We start from the raw sequence: 14,402 nt of genomic DNA, 5'->3' as shown, positions 1-14,402 counted from the left end.
CAACCTGCAGGGGATTTCCACAGGAAAAGCTTTTCCATGCTACTGTGCCGCAGTCAGGTAATTGGTGACGGCATAAACGGTCTGTCCGCCTACGGTCAGCCTGGACCAGCCGTTGCTGCCGATACCGGTGCGGGCCGCCGCCTCTCCGTTATGAAGCACGCCCACTATCGTATCCGGGCTGTCGGTGCTTGGCACCGAGCGCAGATTGGTTTCACTCTTCGCAGTAACCACATCATTTACCGGGGTAAAGGTAATTCCCGCCTCCGGATTCTCCGGGGTAGGGGTACTGTTTGATTTGTAGTTTAAATCCGTGGTCAGATAGCTGCTTACCGCATAGAGAATCTGTCCGTTATAGCTGATCTGCGACCAGCCGTTGCTGCCGATGCCCACCCGTGTTACCGTATCGCCGTAATGGATGGTTGCCGCAATGGTATCTGGATTGTCCGTACCGGGTGCTGTACGCAGATTGGTGGTATCCTTGGCTGTCACGGTTTCATTCACAGGTTCGTAGGCCGGCCCGGTCTGTACGGGCGCCTGCGCTTCAGAAGGCGCCTGATAGCCCAAATCCACCGTAAGGAAGCTGCTTACCGCATATACCTTCTGCCCATTGTATTCCAGACGTGACCAGCCGTTGCTGCCTACGCCGGTACGTGTCGCCGTCTGTCCGTTAACCAGCCTGGCCACCACCTGTGAGCCTTCCGCCGTAGTGGGCGCAGTGCGAAGGTTGGTCTCTATCTTGGCCGTTACCATCTCGTTTACTTCCGTGAAATTAATACCCACCTCAGGATTGGCCCCTACTTCCTGCGCCGGCGTGGGATCCTTCGCTTCCGCCTCCCTGCTGTAGCCAAAATACGCCACATTCACATCCACCTTTTTGCTGATGCCCGCCACCTGGCCCTGGCTGGTATACTGCCACATGGCATGCGTACCCGAATATGCGGAAGCCGGCGTTTCCGGAAAAGGTTTCTCAGGATACTGGGACACCCATATTTTATATTTGTTTTCCAATGCATTCATATCCCATTCCTTACTGCCTTCCATTTCATTTCTGGAGGCGTAAAACATGGGCGTATATCCCGAAGCCTGCACCGTATCAAGGAAGGCGGCCGCGATACCCGTGCGCACCGACTTGTCCAGGCCGTACTGCCTGCTGTCCGGCGATGAAAAATCCTCACAGTTATAAGCCACCGGATAGGTGATTTTATATTTTGCAATAAAATTCACCACCCAGGAAGCCTCTTCCCTGGCTTCCTGTTCCGTAATGGCTGAAGAAAAGAAATATGCGCCCACTTTAATGCCGTTTTTCTGGGCCTCCTGCATATTATAGCGGGCCGTGGGATCCTCATAAATAATCCCCGTGGCCTTCGTACGATAGCCCACGCGCACCATTACAAAATCGATTCCCGCCTCCTTCACCTTCGTCCAGTTGATATTGCCGCCCTGGTATTTGGAAACGTCAACCCCAAGCGTTGCCTCCGCGGTTTCTCCTGCGGCTGCGGACATGGTATCCATATTGATGCTTACTGCCGCTCCGTTCCCCTGTCCGGAAGCATTCGAAGACTTCTGAGGGTCCTCCTTATCCTCCATGCTTCCCACCTCGGCCGCTACGGCAGGCTGTGCAGCCGGTTCCCGGCCCATATCTTCCGCCTGTCCGAAAGCCGTTTCCTGCACTGTTTCCTGCATTTCTTCCGTGCCGTCCGGGCCACTTTCCGGAATGCTTTCCGCGGGCGCCGTGCTCTCCGGTTCCCTCTCACCTTCTGTAACGCTTTCCGTGAACGTCCCTGTCTCCTGCTTTTTCCCGCCTGTGGTAAATTTCAGAATCAGAAAAACCGCAGCGGCAACTGCCAGCACCGCCAAAATAACCGGCAGGACCATCAGCAGCGTATCCTTCGTCCTCCGTTTTCCACGTCTTCTTTTGTATTTCCTGTCGCTCATGTCCATCCCCCTTTTTTGGCTGAATCATGCCCTGCCTGTACGGCCGTCCTTTTACATCAAAGCCCTTCCTTCCCACCCGGGAAACAAAAACCCCTGTTTACGGAAGCTGCCATAAACAGAGGTCACTGAGAAAAACTGTATTATCCCTGAAGCCCATTAGCCTGACGCTCCATATTTTCCACCACCACATCATGGATATCGCCTAAGGAAGCGCAATATTCCAGAACCTTCCAGGGTGTATTGGTATGAAAATGAATCTTAATCAGTTCCTCATCCCCAACGGCGAGCAGGCAGTCACCCTCGATATTTTCAGTGATGTACTCCGTAACGGCGTCCTCTGACAGATCCTCTCCTTCAATTAAAAGCTGTGTATCAAATTTGTATGCGAGCATAATAATCCTCCGGTAAATATTTTTGTTTTACCGCTATATTCTACTCCTCCATAATGTAATCTGTCAAATCCTGCCTGAACTGTTCCCAGCTGTCCTCATGCTCCACAAAATACAGCGGACATTTTTTCCCGCCCACATCATAGTGACGGAGCACATCGTTCGGCGTAAGCTTATATTCACGCAGCAGCCACGCCGTCAGCTGCAGCAGAGACTGGTAGGTGGCGTCCGTAAATTTCCCGTTCTCGTCCACAAAACAGCATTCGATGGATATGGAATCATAGTTTCTTGTCTTTACCGCATAGGCGATTTCATCCAGGGGCAGGCACTGGATAATCTCGCCCTCATAGCCGATCACAAAATGCGCGCTGGCCGAACGCTCCCCTGTAATCCCCAGGTTTTCAAAATAGCTTCTGTTCTGTTCCGCCGAGGTGTCCTTATTGGCCGTATAGTGGACAAAAATATTCCTCACCTCAGTGAGCGGCTCCGCCGGCCGGGAATAAGGATTCACTGTGAGAAATTCTTCTTTAATCAGCGGTTTTTTCGTATCATTTTCCCGGATCAGCTCCCGTTCTTCCCTGGTGTTCCCGGAAAGCACGTCCGCATCCCGAAAGCAGCCCACCACTTTCCACAGAAGCGTTCCCAGCAATCCTCCCACAACAATAACGCCGACCACAAGAAATGCTCCGGCCAGTAACCGCTGCCGTTTCCGTCTTCTCCTACGCGCTATGGCCGCCGCACTTGCCTGCCTGCGCCCCTGGTTCTCTCTTTTTATACGCCTGTCTGACGGATATTCTTCCACTTTTCGTCTGTACGGCATATCTTCTTCTCCGACGCGCCTGCGCGCACCTGACGCCTTACGTGACGCTCTGTATTCCGGTTCTTCTTCCATATTGGATATGTCAATAAACTGGAGATTCCTGACAGCCGTATTACCCACACTGTCTCCATAATGTCTGTTCCGTCTTTCGGTCTGTCCCCCTCGATTCGCCATGACTGTTCATCCTTTGTTGACATTTTTTCTGAATTATGTATAAAAGTATAGCAGATCTATTGGAGTTAATATTTAATAAAAAATGAAGTTTTCTTTAAATTGTTTCCCCTATTCCCAAAAAACGGCATTTGCTTTATAATTAGTAACAGATTCTGTATAAAAATGAGGAAATACATATGTATAACAATGAAAATAACCAGGGTTTCGGCCCTTTTGAAAATGGAAATAACGGCGGTTATCCTTATGGCGGCCAAAACGGCCCCGGGCAGCCGGAAGTAAATCTGAACGGACAGCCCTGGCAGAATCCCAATAGACAGCCAGGAGCAGGTTCAGACGTGCCGCCCCAATATTACAATTCCCAGGCCTCCGGCCCCTATTATACCGGCCAGGGCGCAGCAGGAGCAGGCGGCTATGGCTTTCCCCCGCCCTACCAGGGCGCAGGGCAGCCCAACATGCCTTATGGCCAGGCCTCAGGAGACGTATACGATTCCCGGAAAAACAGCGGGCTGGCCATCGCCTGCCTTGTGCTGGCTATCCTCGGCTTTCTCAGCGGCATATTTTTTGTAGGAATCGCGCTGGATGTACTGGCGGTCATCCTGGGCATCATCGCTCTCATCCAAAACAATAAGAAAAAAGGGCTTCCTGTTGCAGGGATGATTGTGGCTGTACTTTCCATCCTGCTTACCTTCCTCTTTTATTATGTAATGGCTATGGATAAAGACGCCTCTGTCCGCGGGATTAAGGATGCGGACAGGTATCTGCCCACAGCTGAGGAAAAAGCTGCCAGCAGCGAATTGATGGAAAATATCGTCCAGCAGGACTATGCCGCCTCCCGGAACCTGATACTGATTTATGAAAACAAAAATACGCAGGACATACAGCTGGAAATTACCGTTACTTATTATGATGAAAATGATAACCTGCTTTTCCTGCGGAACAATTATATCTGGAGCTGTCCGGCAGGAGGGAAAGCTGCCGTAGAGGTAACGCTTCCCTATGATAAAGATTACAATGATATCCCCTACAGCCGCTATGAGGTGGATACGATTGCAAGAAAAACCGATCCCCAATATTATACGCCGAACTACGGGAAGGATTTTCAGATAAAATCAAATCAGGGGCTTCAGGGCGGCGTGATCGCTTCCATCAAGAATCCCACCGGAAAAACCTTTGACTCCGTGGAACTGATGTGCGTTTATTTTAAAGACGGCGCCGCAATCGGCAGCGCCTATGAATTCATCTCGGATATGGGAAAATCAGCAACTGTGGAGTTTTCGTCTCCATATGACGTAAATTATAATGATTTAAGCTATGATGATTATGAAATATTTATCAACAGCACCACCATATATTCTGATTAATATTCCCGCCGGCCTTCAGTCATCCCCACGGCCCCATACCTGAATCTCTCCTTCTTCAATCAATCGCAGGAACACATCTGTCAGATACGGATCAAACTGGGTATTTTTCCCTTTTTCCAGTTCCTTTACCGCATAGGAAATCTGCATCGGTTCTTTATAAGGCCGTCTTGCCGTCATCGTATCAAAACTGTCGGCCAATGCAAGGCAGCGGGCTCCCAGGGGAATCGCTTCACCCGCCAGTCCGGCCGGATAACCTTTTCCGTCGTATCTTTCATGATGCCCCACCACCGTCGGAAGCACATAGTTCATATCCGGCAGATATCGTATCATCTCCACCGCATTTTCCACATGTTCCTTCATTACCATGTATTCCGCTTCCGTCAGCCTGCCCTGTTTTTTCAGAATGCTTTCCGGGATTCCAATTTTTCCAATATCATGAAGCAAGCCTGCTTCCCGGATGATTTCCACCTCTTCCTCCTTCAGTTCAAGCGCCTGGGCAAGAAGGGTGGCGTACTCCGAAACCTTGAGGGAATGGCGGAAGGTAATCTGATCCTTTGCATCAACCGCAGCCATCAGCGCATAAATAGTAGGGGCAATCCGCTCAAAGGAAGTCCGGTAATAGCCGGAACGTTCCCTGGGACGGTCCTCTTTTCGCCACAGGGCGGTCTGATCCTTTCCCCTCGTTTTCGCATAATAAGCAGCGCGGACACAGCAGCCCAGAAGCTCCTCCTTATCCTCCACATATTCCGGATAAATTACGATTCCACAGCTTACCGTCAACTGATGGAGCAGATCTTTCTTTTCCCGGCTGCTGTCCCTGATCCGCCTGCGAATCCGCTCTGCCGTATCAAACGCCTGCTCCTCCGTCATATCCGGCTCAAGCAAAAGGAACTCATCCGCTCCAAAACGGTAAATTTCTCCCTGCCCAGTCTTTTCCCTGCGAATTGCATCCGCCACGAATTTCAGAAGCGCATCGCTGTTCATATATCCGTACATTTCGTTATACAGCTTGAAACCGTCCACATTAATATCAATGAGCGCGGCGTTTCCGATTTTGGTACCCATATCCTCCTGCAGCCGCTGTAAAAGGCAGCTGCGGTTCAGCGCGCCGGTTATTTCATCCGTCATCGCATCCCTGTGCGCCTTTCCGCGAATCCAAAGCTCTTTTTGCACCAGCGCTCCCATACCGCAGATTAACTGCAGGCACTCCCTGTTTTGCGCCGTCATAAGCTCCGGCTTTGGACGGAAAATCATAAAAACCCCGTCTTCCTTCTCCTGCAGACATACCTTTCCAATCATAACAGTCTCAAAGGAAACAGGATGCTCCCCTCCAAAGAGTGCTGCCTGTGTTACACCTTCCATTTCCGGGAATTTCCCCAGACGGCATACCTGCTCAAAGCAGTCTTCGCGGCGTATAAAAAAAGACAGCCCTTCACTTGCCGTCAGCCAGGCGGCAGCCTCTGCCAGAAGAGCATAAATTTCATCCGTACACGATGCCCTTACCAGCTTATTCTGCAGTTCGTCCAGGAACTCCTGTCTCAGCTTCTCTTTTTCCGCCATAGGCACACTCCTTGGGATATGATTTTAGTGAAAACAGCCGGTTCAGGTAAAAATCCCCACCGGCTGTTTATATTTCCGTGTAACTGTTCAGTCCCTTCACAGTTACGTTTCTGTCTCTTCTTCTTTTTCTTCTGTAGGATTGATGGAAATTCCCAATTCATCCAGCTGCTTTAAATCCACCACATTGGGAGCGTCCGTCATCAGACAGGATGCGTCCTTTACCTTGGGGAATGCGATTACCTCGCGGATGCTGTCCGCACCGGTAAGCAGCATAACAAGACGGTCCAGGCCATAAGCCAGTCCTGCATGCGGCGGCACTCCGTATTTGAAAGCATCAAGCAGGAAGCCGAAACGTTCATAAGCGCTTTCCTTTGTAAATCCAAGGGCTTCAAACATCCTCTCCTGAATCCCGTCGTCAGAAATCCTGACGCTTCCGCCGCCCAGCTCCGTACCGTTGAGCACAATATCATAAGCCTTTGCACGCACCTTGCCCGGATTAGTTTCCAGCATATGCAGATCCTCTTCCATCGGCATGGTAAAAGGATGGTGCATTGCCATATAACGGTTTTCTTCCTCGCTCCACTCAAAAAGAGGGAATTCCGTAATCCAGAGGAAGTTGAATTTGCTGTTGTCAATCAGGTTCATCTGCTTTGCCAGCTCAAGACGCAGGCCGCCCAGCACGTTCCAGACAACCGTATTCTTGTCTGCGGCAAACAGCAGCAGATCTCCCGGTTCACCGCTCATTGCTTCTACCAGCGCTTTGAGCTGATCCTCGGTCATGAATTTTGAAAAAGAAGATTTATAGCTTCCGTCAGGCAGCACGCACAGATATGCAAGGCCCTTGGCGCCATAGCCTTTGGCAAAGTCCACCAGCGCATCAATTTTCTTTCTGGGCATTTCCGCCTGTCCTTTGGCATTGATGCCCCGGACGGAGCCGCCTTTTTCCAATGCGGAGGTAAATACACCGAAACCGCAGCCCGCTACTACGGAGGAAACATCCGTCAGCTCCATGCCAAAACGGGTATCCGGCTTATCGGATCCAAAACGGTCCATGGCCTCCTGCCAGGTCATACGCTGGATTGGAAGCTCCACCTCAAGACCGATTGCTTCCTTACAGATATATTTCAGCAGCTTTTCATTCACTGCAATCACATCGTCCACATCCACAAAGGACAGTTCCATATCCACCTGTGTGAATTCGGGCTGTCTGTCCGCACGCAAATCCTCATCACGGAAGCATCTTGCGATCTGGATATACCGGTCATAGCCTGAGCACATCAGTAACTGCTTGAAAATCTGAGGGGACTGGGGAAGCGCATAAAAATTCCCGGGATGCACACGGCTGGGCACCAGATAATCCCTTGCCCCCTCCGGTGTGGATTTGGTGAGCATGGGAGTTTCAATTTCCAGGAAGCCTTCCCTGGACATAAACTCCCGGATCGCCATGGTGATCTTGCTTCTCAATATGATTTTGCTCTGCAGATCAGGTCTTCTCAAATCCAGGTAACGGTATTTCAGGCGAAGCTCTTCCTTGGTTTTGGAGTCCTCTTCTATGGGGAAGGGAGGCGTAAGCGCTTCGGATAAAATACGTACCTGGGACGCCCTGACCTCGATTTCTCCGGTAGCCAGGTTTTCATTGACCGCACCGGCTCTCTTTTCTACTTTTCCCACAACGGCAACCACATATTCACTGCGCAGCTTTTCCGCCTTAGCAAAGCCCTCTGCGCCCGCGTCGCTTTCTTCAAATATAACCTGCAGTATCCCGGAACGATCCCTTAAATCCACAAAAATGATACCGCCTTTATTTCTCTGCTTGGCAACCCAACCCATAACGGTTACGGTTTCTCCCACATTGGCAGCGGATAATTCGCCGCATCTGTGGGTTCTTTTCAGCCCCTTCATTGACTCAGACATGATGTGCCTCCTTTGTTTTTTCTGTCTCAAATATTTTAACTGTCCCGTACCTTCACAGCTGCCGATATTTACTTTAAAGGCTCCCGGTAGAACTCTTTGAATTCTTCCCAGCCTTCCTTCATCAGCTGTTCCTTCTGGAACTTTTTATTTTTATTCATTCTGGCAATCAGCACCTGCATGCCGTCCGCCCTCTGCGACTGCGCCTCGGCAATGACTCTGCACAATTCTTCTCCCGCAACACCCTTTTCAATAAGGTAAGCGATTTTCTTCGGCTTGCCCGGAATCTGGAAACCATTTTCCATCATCAGAAGGATGATGCGTTCAAAACCAATGGAAAATCCGCAGGCCGGCACATCGCTGCCCGTAAATTTACCAACCATTTTATCATAGCGTCCGCCGCCTCCGCAGCTTCCGCCAAATTCAGGGATTGCGATTTCAAAAATAGTCCCTGTGTAATAGGACATGCCTCTTACCAGCGTAGGATCGAATACCATTTCAAATTCCGCTGCCTTGGTAGCGCTCACGCTGTCCGAAATTTCACGCAGGTTGTTTACAACTTCCGCTTCCAGTACGCCCTCCAGCTTTCCGGCAAGATATCCCAGGCCGTCCTGCGCTGTTTCCAGGCCGCGGAACAAATCCAGGTATTTATTTATGCTTTCTTCTGAGAAGCCGCATTCCTTCAGTTCTGCCGCTACGCCGTCAAGGCCGATTTTATCCATTTTATCCAGAATAATGAATACCGTGTCGAAGCTTTCCTCCGGGAAGCCGCTGTATGCCGCCATAGCCTTCAGGATTCTGCGTTCATTGATGCGGATCTGGAAATTGCGGAAGCCCAGCTTTCCCAGTGTGGTTGTGGTGGCAAGAATCAGTTCGATTTCAGCCAGGTTGGAGGGCTCTCCCAGGATATCTATGTCACACTGCATAAACTGACGGTAGCGTCCTCTCTGAGGCCTGTCAGCACGCCATACATTCCCCATCTGCAAGGCCTTGAAGGGCGTGGGCAGCTGACTGGCATTATTGGAATAGAAACGGACCAGCGGCACCGTCAGGTCGTAGCGCAGGCCGCCGTCAACCAGATCAGCTTCTTCCTTTGCATTTTCCAGGTTCAGTTTCTCTCCCCGTTTCATAATCTTGAAAATCAGTTTTTCATTATCTCCGCCCTGCTTGTTTGTCAGGTTTGCAATATTTTCCACACAGGGCGTCTCGATGGAGGTAAATCCGAATTTACCATAAGTATCCTTTATTACGCTGATTACATAATCTCTCAGCTGCATTTCAGCCGGCAGAATGTCCTTCATGCCGGTTACCGGTTTTTTACTTAAAGCCATTTTCCTGTATTCCTTTCCCGCCGCCTGCCGCGGCTGTCCATTCTGTTGCTGCCATTTTACGGTTTGCGCAGCTGGTGCGCTAACCTGCCGGGCAGCAATTTCGATTCTAACTGTTCACTTCGTTCTCAGTTATGCAAAAATCCATGCAAATCGCCTTCGGCGATGGATTTTTGCTGCCGTGCCCCACGTTTTTTTACGGTTCGCGCAGCAAGTGCGCAAACCTTCCAGACAGCATTTTGATTCTACACTTTTTTCCTTTTCTTTTCAAGAGGAATTGGAAATCCACCCGGAGGCTGAAGCTTTGGAGAACCTGAACAGTTACATATCAGCCGCCGAGGAGTTTTCGTTTTCGGTCTATCATTTCATCAATTTTTTCGATGTAGAGGGCAACGTCCTTCACGTTATCGCAGCGTTCGATGCGGCCGTCGGGGTATACGGCTTTGGAAATTGTACCGGCGCCCAGGGCCATGATGGTCTGTTTTTCTTCCATGATGAGGATGTTGTAAATACCATAGTTGCCCTCGGTAGCATAGCCTACATTTTCAAAGTTGCCGGACATATTCTTCTGGCGGTAGAGATAATAGGGCTTCATGTTCATACGGGCGGCGCCCTCTGCTGCTATTTCCATGGTTTCGTCCGTATTATGAAGGGTCTCAATGCCGTTTTCTTCTATCCACAGGCTGAGTCTTGAGGCACGTTTTATGGCGAGGGAGTGGACTGTCAGGCTGTCAGGGCAGAGCCTGGTTACCGCCTCCATGGTCCGCTCCACATGCTCCTTTGTCTCTCCGGGAAGCCCCAGGATGAGATCCATATTGATGTTGGTAAAGCCTTCTTCCCTGGCCAGCCGGAAGGCTTCTTCCACCTGTTCCACCGTATGGCGGCGGCCGATTATGTTAAGAGTTTCCTGATTCATGGTCTGGGGGTTGACGGAAATACGTGTCACGCCAAACTCCTTTAAAACCCTCAGCTTGTCTCTCGTGATGCTGTCGGCGCGTCCGGCCTCCACAGTAAACTCCTTTACCTGGGAAAAATCAAAAGAGGCTCTCACTTTTGACAGCAGTCTTCTCAGCTCCTCCGGCTCCAGCGTGGTGGGGGTGCCCCCGCCGATATATACGCTGTCCAGGATTTTATCCTGGCAGGCTTCCCTGACGAAATCAATCTCTTTTTCCAGCGCTGTCAGATACTCTCCCACTCTGTCCTTCCAGAAAAAAATGGGGAAGGAGGTGAAGGAGCAGTAAAGGCAGGTGGTGGGGCAGAACGGAATGCCTATATAAAGGCTGTAGCCTTTTTCGTAATGGATATCCGCCAGAATGCGCTTTTCTCTCTTTGCTATGTCTATGGCCAGCAGGGCTTTTTCCTCGCTGCAATAGTAGGTTTCCTGCATGTAGGATAGGATATCCGCGTCCGTCATGGGATTCTGCGTCCCCGGCGCATTTTCCTCCAGGAACTGCATGGCTATCTTAGTAGGGCGGATACCGGTCAGCGTGCCCCAGGGAAGTTCTTTTCCCGTATGGGCGGAAAGTACGCGGTAAAGAAGCTGTTTCAGCTCATTCTTCACAATCGGGCGTTCCTCCGGCCTGCTCAGGACAGCCTCATGCTCCGTACCGGATAAATTTACCCGGATAGCCCTTTCTTCAAACCATATGGCTATGGATGGGTTATCCCCGTCCGATTCAAAATCTTTTGTTCCTTCTTCAAACACCTTCACCGTCTCCGCCGGATAAAAAGCTTTGACGATGGAATGGATGTCGTATTCAAATTGCGGTTTGTTCAGTCTGACTGCAAGCATGTTGTCCGACCCTTTCCAAGATTAGTAAAACCAATCCAGCCCTTCGGCCGATTGGTCTTTGCTGATGTCCCTGCCTAAAATAATGCATAGACATCTCCGTTTATTTTATTATCGAAGCGATTACTGGCAGTAAGGATTATACTTCTTCTCGTCCGCGATTGTAGTTTCATCGCCGTGTCCGGGATATACGATGGTGTCCTCAGGAAGCACCAGCAGGCGTTCCTTGATGGAGTGAACCAGGCGTCCCATGCTTCCTGTGGGGAAGTCGGTCCGTCCCACGGAGCCTTCAAAAAGAGTGTCTCCCGCAAAAAGGACTTTTTCCTTTTCCATGTAATAGCAGCAGCTGCCCTTGGTGTGGCCGGGAGTGGCTATCAGCTGGAAATGCATACCAGCAAGATCCAGCTGCGCGCCGTCCTTCAGATAATTATCCGCCGCCACGGTTTCCGGACGTCCGGCCTGATCGGAGACGTTTTTCGAAGCGTCCTCGCAGACATCTTTTTCCTCTTCATATGCATAGATCGGCGCGCCGGAAAGCCTGCGCAGTTCATTTGCGCCCCAGATATGGTCAAAGTGTCCGTGGGTCAGGAGGATAGCGGCCACCTGCAGCCCTTTGCTTTTCAGCGCTTCATAGATCTGACCGCCCTGATCCGCAGGATCAATGAGGACCACTTCCTTCTGATTTTCCAGGGAAACAAAATAGCAGTTCGTCTGGCACATGCTCAGCACCATGCGCCCAATTTTTAATTTTGCCATATATTTAACTTCTTTCTATATCGATAACACTGTCAATGGTCCTTATTTTATCAATGATGCGGATTAATTCATCTCTGCTTGCTATCTCAAAGGAGGCGGACAGAGTTGCCATTCCCTGCTTGTTGGTACGTGTATTCATGGCGAGAATATCGATGTTTTTTTCCGTGAGCGCCCTGGAAATGTCGGCCAGGAGTCCGCTTCGGTTGTTGGCGTAAATATTGATTTCCGCCAGATATTTTTCATCTGTACGGTTTTCCTGGGAAGCCTCCCATTCCGCATCAATCAGCCTGGCACGCTCAGACTCCGGCAGGTTGATCACATTCACACAGTCCGTCCTGTGGATGGAAATTCCTCTTCCTCTTGTAACAAAGCCGATGATCTCGTCCCCGGGGACCGGCGAACAGCATTTGGAGAAACGGACCGCCACATCATGGATGCCCTTCACCACAATGCCGTTTTTACTCTTGGCGCGGGGCAGCATCTGCCTGGCCTGGGCATTTTCAGCCACATTGGCCAGAACCTCTTCGTTGCTTAATACCTTGGGATGATCCTTATCATACAGCTCCTGCATGCGGTTCAGAATCTGGCCTTCCTTCAGGCCGCCGTGCCCTACGGCTGCCAGCAGGGATTCCCAGTCCTTGAAGCCGTACTTTTTCATCTGCGCCTCCATGTAGGGAGGCTTCATGATTTCGGAAATATTAATGCTCTTTGCCTTGCAGTAGGCAAGCAGCATTTCCTTGCCCTTGACGATGTTTTCCTCTTTAAATTCGTTCTTGAACCACTGGTTGATCTTGTTTTTCGCCTGAGTGCTCTTGACCAGGTTCAGCCAGTCGCGGCTGGGTCCCTTGGAATTCTGGGAAGTAAGTATCTCTATACGGTCGCCGTTCTGGATCTCATAATCTATAGTCACAAGTTTGCCGTTTACCCTGGCGCCTATCATCTTATTGCCCACCGCCGTGTGTACGCTGTAGGCAAAATCAATGGGCGTGCTGCCCGCGGGAAGCGTTTTCACATCGCCTGTGGGCGTAAAGCAGTATACACTGTCGGAAAACAGATCCAAATCGCTCTTGAGCAGATTCATAAATTCCTTATTATCCGACATGTCACGCTGCCATTCCAAGATCTGGCGCAGCCATGCAAGCTTTTCTTCCTCCTGGGCCGCCACCTTCTTGCCATCGGAGGCTTCCTTATATTTCCAGTGGGCGGCAATACCGTATTCCGCCGCCTTATGCATTTCCATGGTACGTATCTGAATTTCGAAGGGCTGTCCCGAAGAGCCGATAACCGTGGTGTGCAGTGACTGGTACATGTTGGGCTTGGGCATGGCGATGTAGTCCTTGAAACGCCCCGGAATGGGCTTATACATTTCATGGATGACGCCGAGCGCCGCATAGCAGTCTTTTACGGAATCCACAATAATTCTCACGGCAAACAGATCATAAATCTGATCCAGTGTCTTGCTCTGGTTCTTCATTTTCTTATAGATGCTGAAGAAATGCTTGACACGGCCGTCTATCTGGGATTTGATTCCCGCATTTTTCATGTGTTCGGTCACTTCGTCCACAATCTGCTGGATGTACTCTTCCCTTTCGCTTCTGCGTACTGCGATTTTATCCACCAGGTCATAGTATACATCCGGCTCCAGATATTTCAGGGAAAGGTCGTCAAGCTCCACCTTGATTTTGGAAATGCCCAGGCGCTGTGCGATGGGCGCATAGATTTCCATGGTTTCCCTGGCTATCTTCTGCTGCTTCGCCGGAGGCTGGTACTTCAGGGTACGCATATTATGGAGCCTGTCGGCAAGCTTTATCATAATGACGCGGATGTCCTTTGCCATGGCAAGGAACATTTTACGAAGGTTCTCTGCCTGCATTTCCTGCTGATCCGCGGTTTTATTGTCCCCGTTCCCCTTATCACTGGGGAAATTAATCTGCTGGAGCTTTGTTACGCCGTCCACCAGAAGGGCCACATCAGGGCCGAATTCCTTTTCGATTTCCTCTTCGGTCATGATCGTGTCTTCCACCACGTCATGAAGAAGGCCTGCTTCTATCGTTTCCTTATCCAGCTCCAGATCCGCCAGGATAATGGCCACGCAGAGAGGATGGATGATATAAGGCTCGCCGGACTTACGCACCTGCCCTTCGTGGGCGGCATAGGCAATTTTATACGCTTTCTCGATCATGGAAATATCATCTGACGGGTGGTATCTGCGCACACGGGAAATAAGGTCCTGATAAAGCTCCTCAGGACTTAAATATTCCTTCATGGCCTCAATCCGTCCATCATCCAGCACCAGGCTTTTTCCTTTCTTCTGCTGCCGGGCAAGATTTCCGCCGCCCTCGTATACGATTTTGCTTTTTTCTTCCGGCTGCACCGCTG

Annotated in this window: 10 protein-coding genes; 1 reads left to right on the top strand and 9 read right to left on the bottom strand. The window is 50.5% G+C overall.

Annotated elements, in window-relative coordinates; genetic code table 11:
- Window positions 1-39: 39 nt before the first annotated feature.
- From FYJ45_RS09435 to FYJ45_RS09425, 3 genes are all read right to left on the bottom strand, one after another.
- A complete protein-coding gene (locus tag FYJ45_RS09435; protein ID WP_195841753.1) occupies window positions 40-1,935 on the bottom strand; it encodes a GH25 family lysozyme in 1,896 nt (631 codons plus the stop codon).
- Window positions 1,936-2,075: 140 nt separating this feature from the next.
- Complete coding sequence (locus FYJ45_RS09430; protein ID WP_021634058.1) at window positions 2,076-2,327, bottom strand: hypothetical protein; 252 nt, start codon at window positions 2,325-2,327, stop codon at window positions 2,076-2,078.
- A gap of 40 nt (window positions 2,328-2,367) precedes the next feature.
- Window positions 2,368-3,318, bottom strand: coding sequence for a peptidoglycan recognition protein family protein (locus tag FYJ45_RS09425; RefSeq protein ID WP_235930739.1), 951 nt, complete (start codon window positions 3,316-3,318; stop codon window positions 2,368-2,370).
- Between the two features lie 176 nt (window positions 3,319-3,494).
- On the opposite strand from FYJ45_RS09425, the gene FYJ45_RS09420 reads away from it, so the two are divergent.
- On the top strand, window positions 3,495-4,679 hold the full coding sequence (locus FYJ45_RS09420; RefSeq protein ID WP_102288250.1) for a DUF4190 domain-containing protein: 1,185 nt from the start codon (window positions 3,495-3,497) through the stop codon (window positions 4,677-4,679).
- Window positions 4,680-4,694: 15 nt separating this feature from the next.
- Here the strand turns inward: FYJ45_RS09420 and FYJ45_RS09415 are convergent, their stop codons facing one another.
- The 6 genes from FYJ45_RS09415 to FYJ45_RS09390 form a co-directional block, all read right to left on the bottom strand.
- Entirely contained in the window at window positions 4,695-6,239 is a 1,545-nt protein-coding gene (locus tag FYJ45_RS09415) for a bifunctional diguanylate cyclase/phosphohydrolase (protein ID WP_117545447.1), read from the bottom strand.
- 102 nt (window positions 6,240-6,341) lie between these two features.
- Window positions 6,342-8,153 carry an aspartate--tRNA ligase gene (aspS, locus tag FYJ45_RS09410; protein ID WP_154464393.1) on the bottom strand — a complete coding sequence of 604 codons (1,812 nt, stop codon included), beginning with the start codon at window positions 8,151-8,153 and terminating at the stop codon, window positions 6,342-6,344.
- A gap of 68 nt (window positions 8,154-8,221) precedes the next feature.
- Window positions 8,222-9,481 (bottom strand): histidine--tRNA ligase, encoded by a 1,260-nt coding sequence (hisS, locus tag FYJ45_RS09405; RefSeq protein WP_154464392.1) that lies wholly within the window; start codon window positions 9,479-9,481, stop codon window positions 8,222-8,224.
- Window positions 9,482-9,806: 325 nt separating this feature from the next.
- A complete protein-coding gene (gene hemZ / locus FYJ45_RS09400; protein ID WP_154464391.1) occupies window positions 9,807-11,270 on the bottom strand; it encodes a coproporphyrinogen dehydrogenase HemZ in 1,464 nt (487 codons plus the stop codon).
- Window positions 11,271-11,390: 120 nt separating this feature from the next.
- Window positions 11,391-12,023 carry an MBL fold metallo-hydrolase gene (locus tag FYJ45_RS09395; protein ID WP_154464390.1) on the bottom strand — a complete coding sequence of 211 codons (633 nt, stop codon included), beginning with the start codon at window positions 12,021-12,023 and terminating at the stop codon, window positions 11,391-11,393.
- Window positions 12,024-12,027: 4 nt separating this feature from the next.
- The gene (locus tag FYJ45_RS09390) at window positions 12,028-14,289 is read right to left on the bottom strand and encodes a RelA/SpoT family protein (protein WP_235930743.1); all 2,262 of its coding nucleotides are present in this window, start codon (window positions 14,287-14,289) and stop codon (window positions 12,028-12,030) included.
- Window positions 14,290-14,402: the final 113 nt, after the last annotated feature.

It is taken from the genome of Eisenbergiella porci, from assembly GCF_009696275.1.
GTDB lineage: Bacteria > Bacillota > Clostridia > Lachnospirales > Lachnospiraceae > Eisenbergiella > Eisenbergiella porci.
Note: the sequence above shows the minus strand (reverse complement) of the source record. Positions and strands in the feature narration are given on the sequence as shown.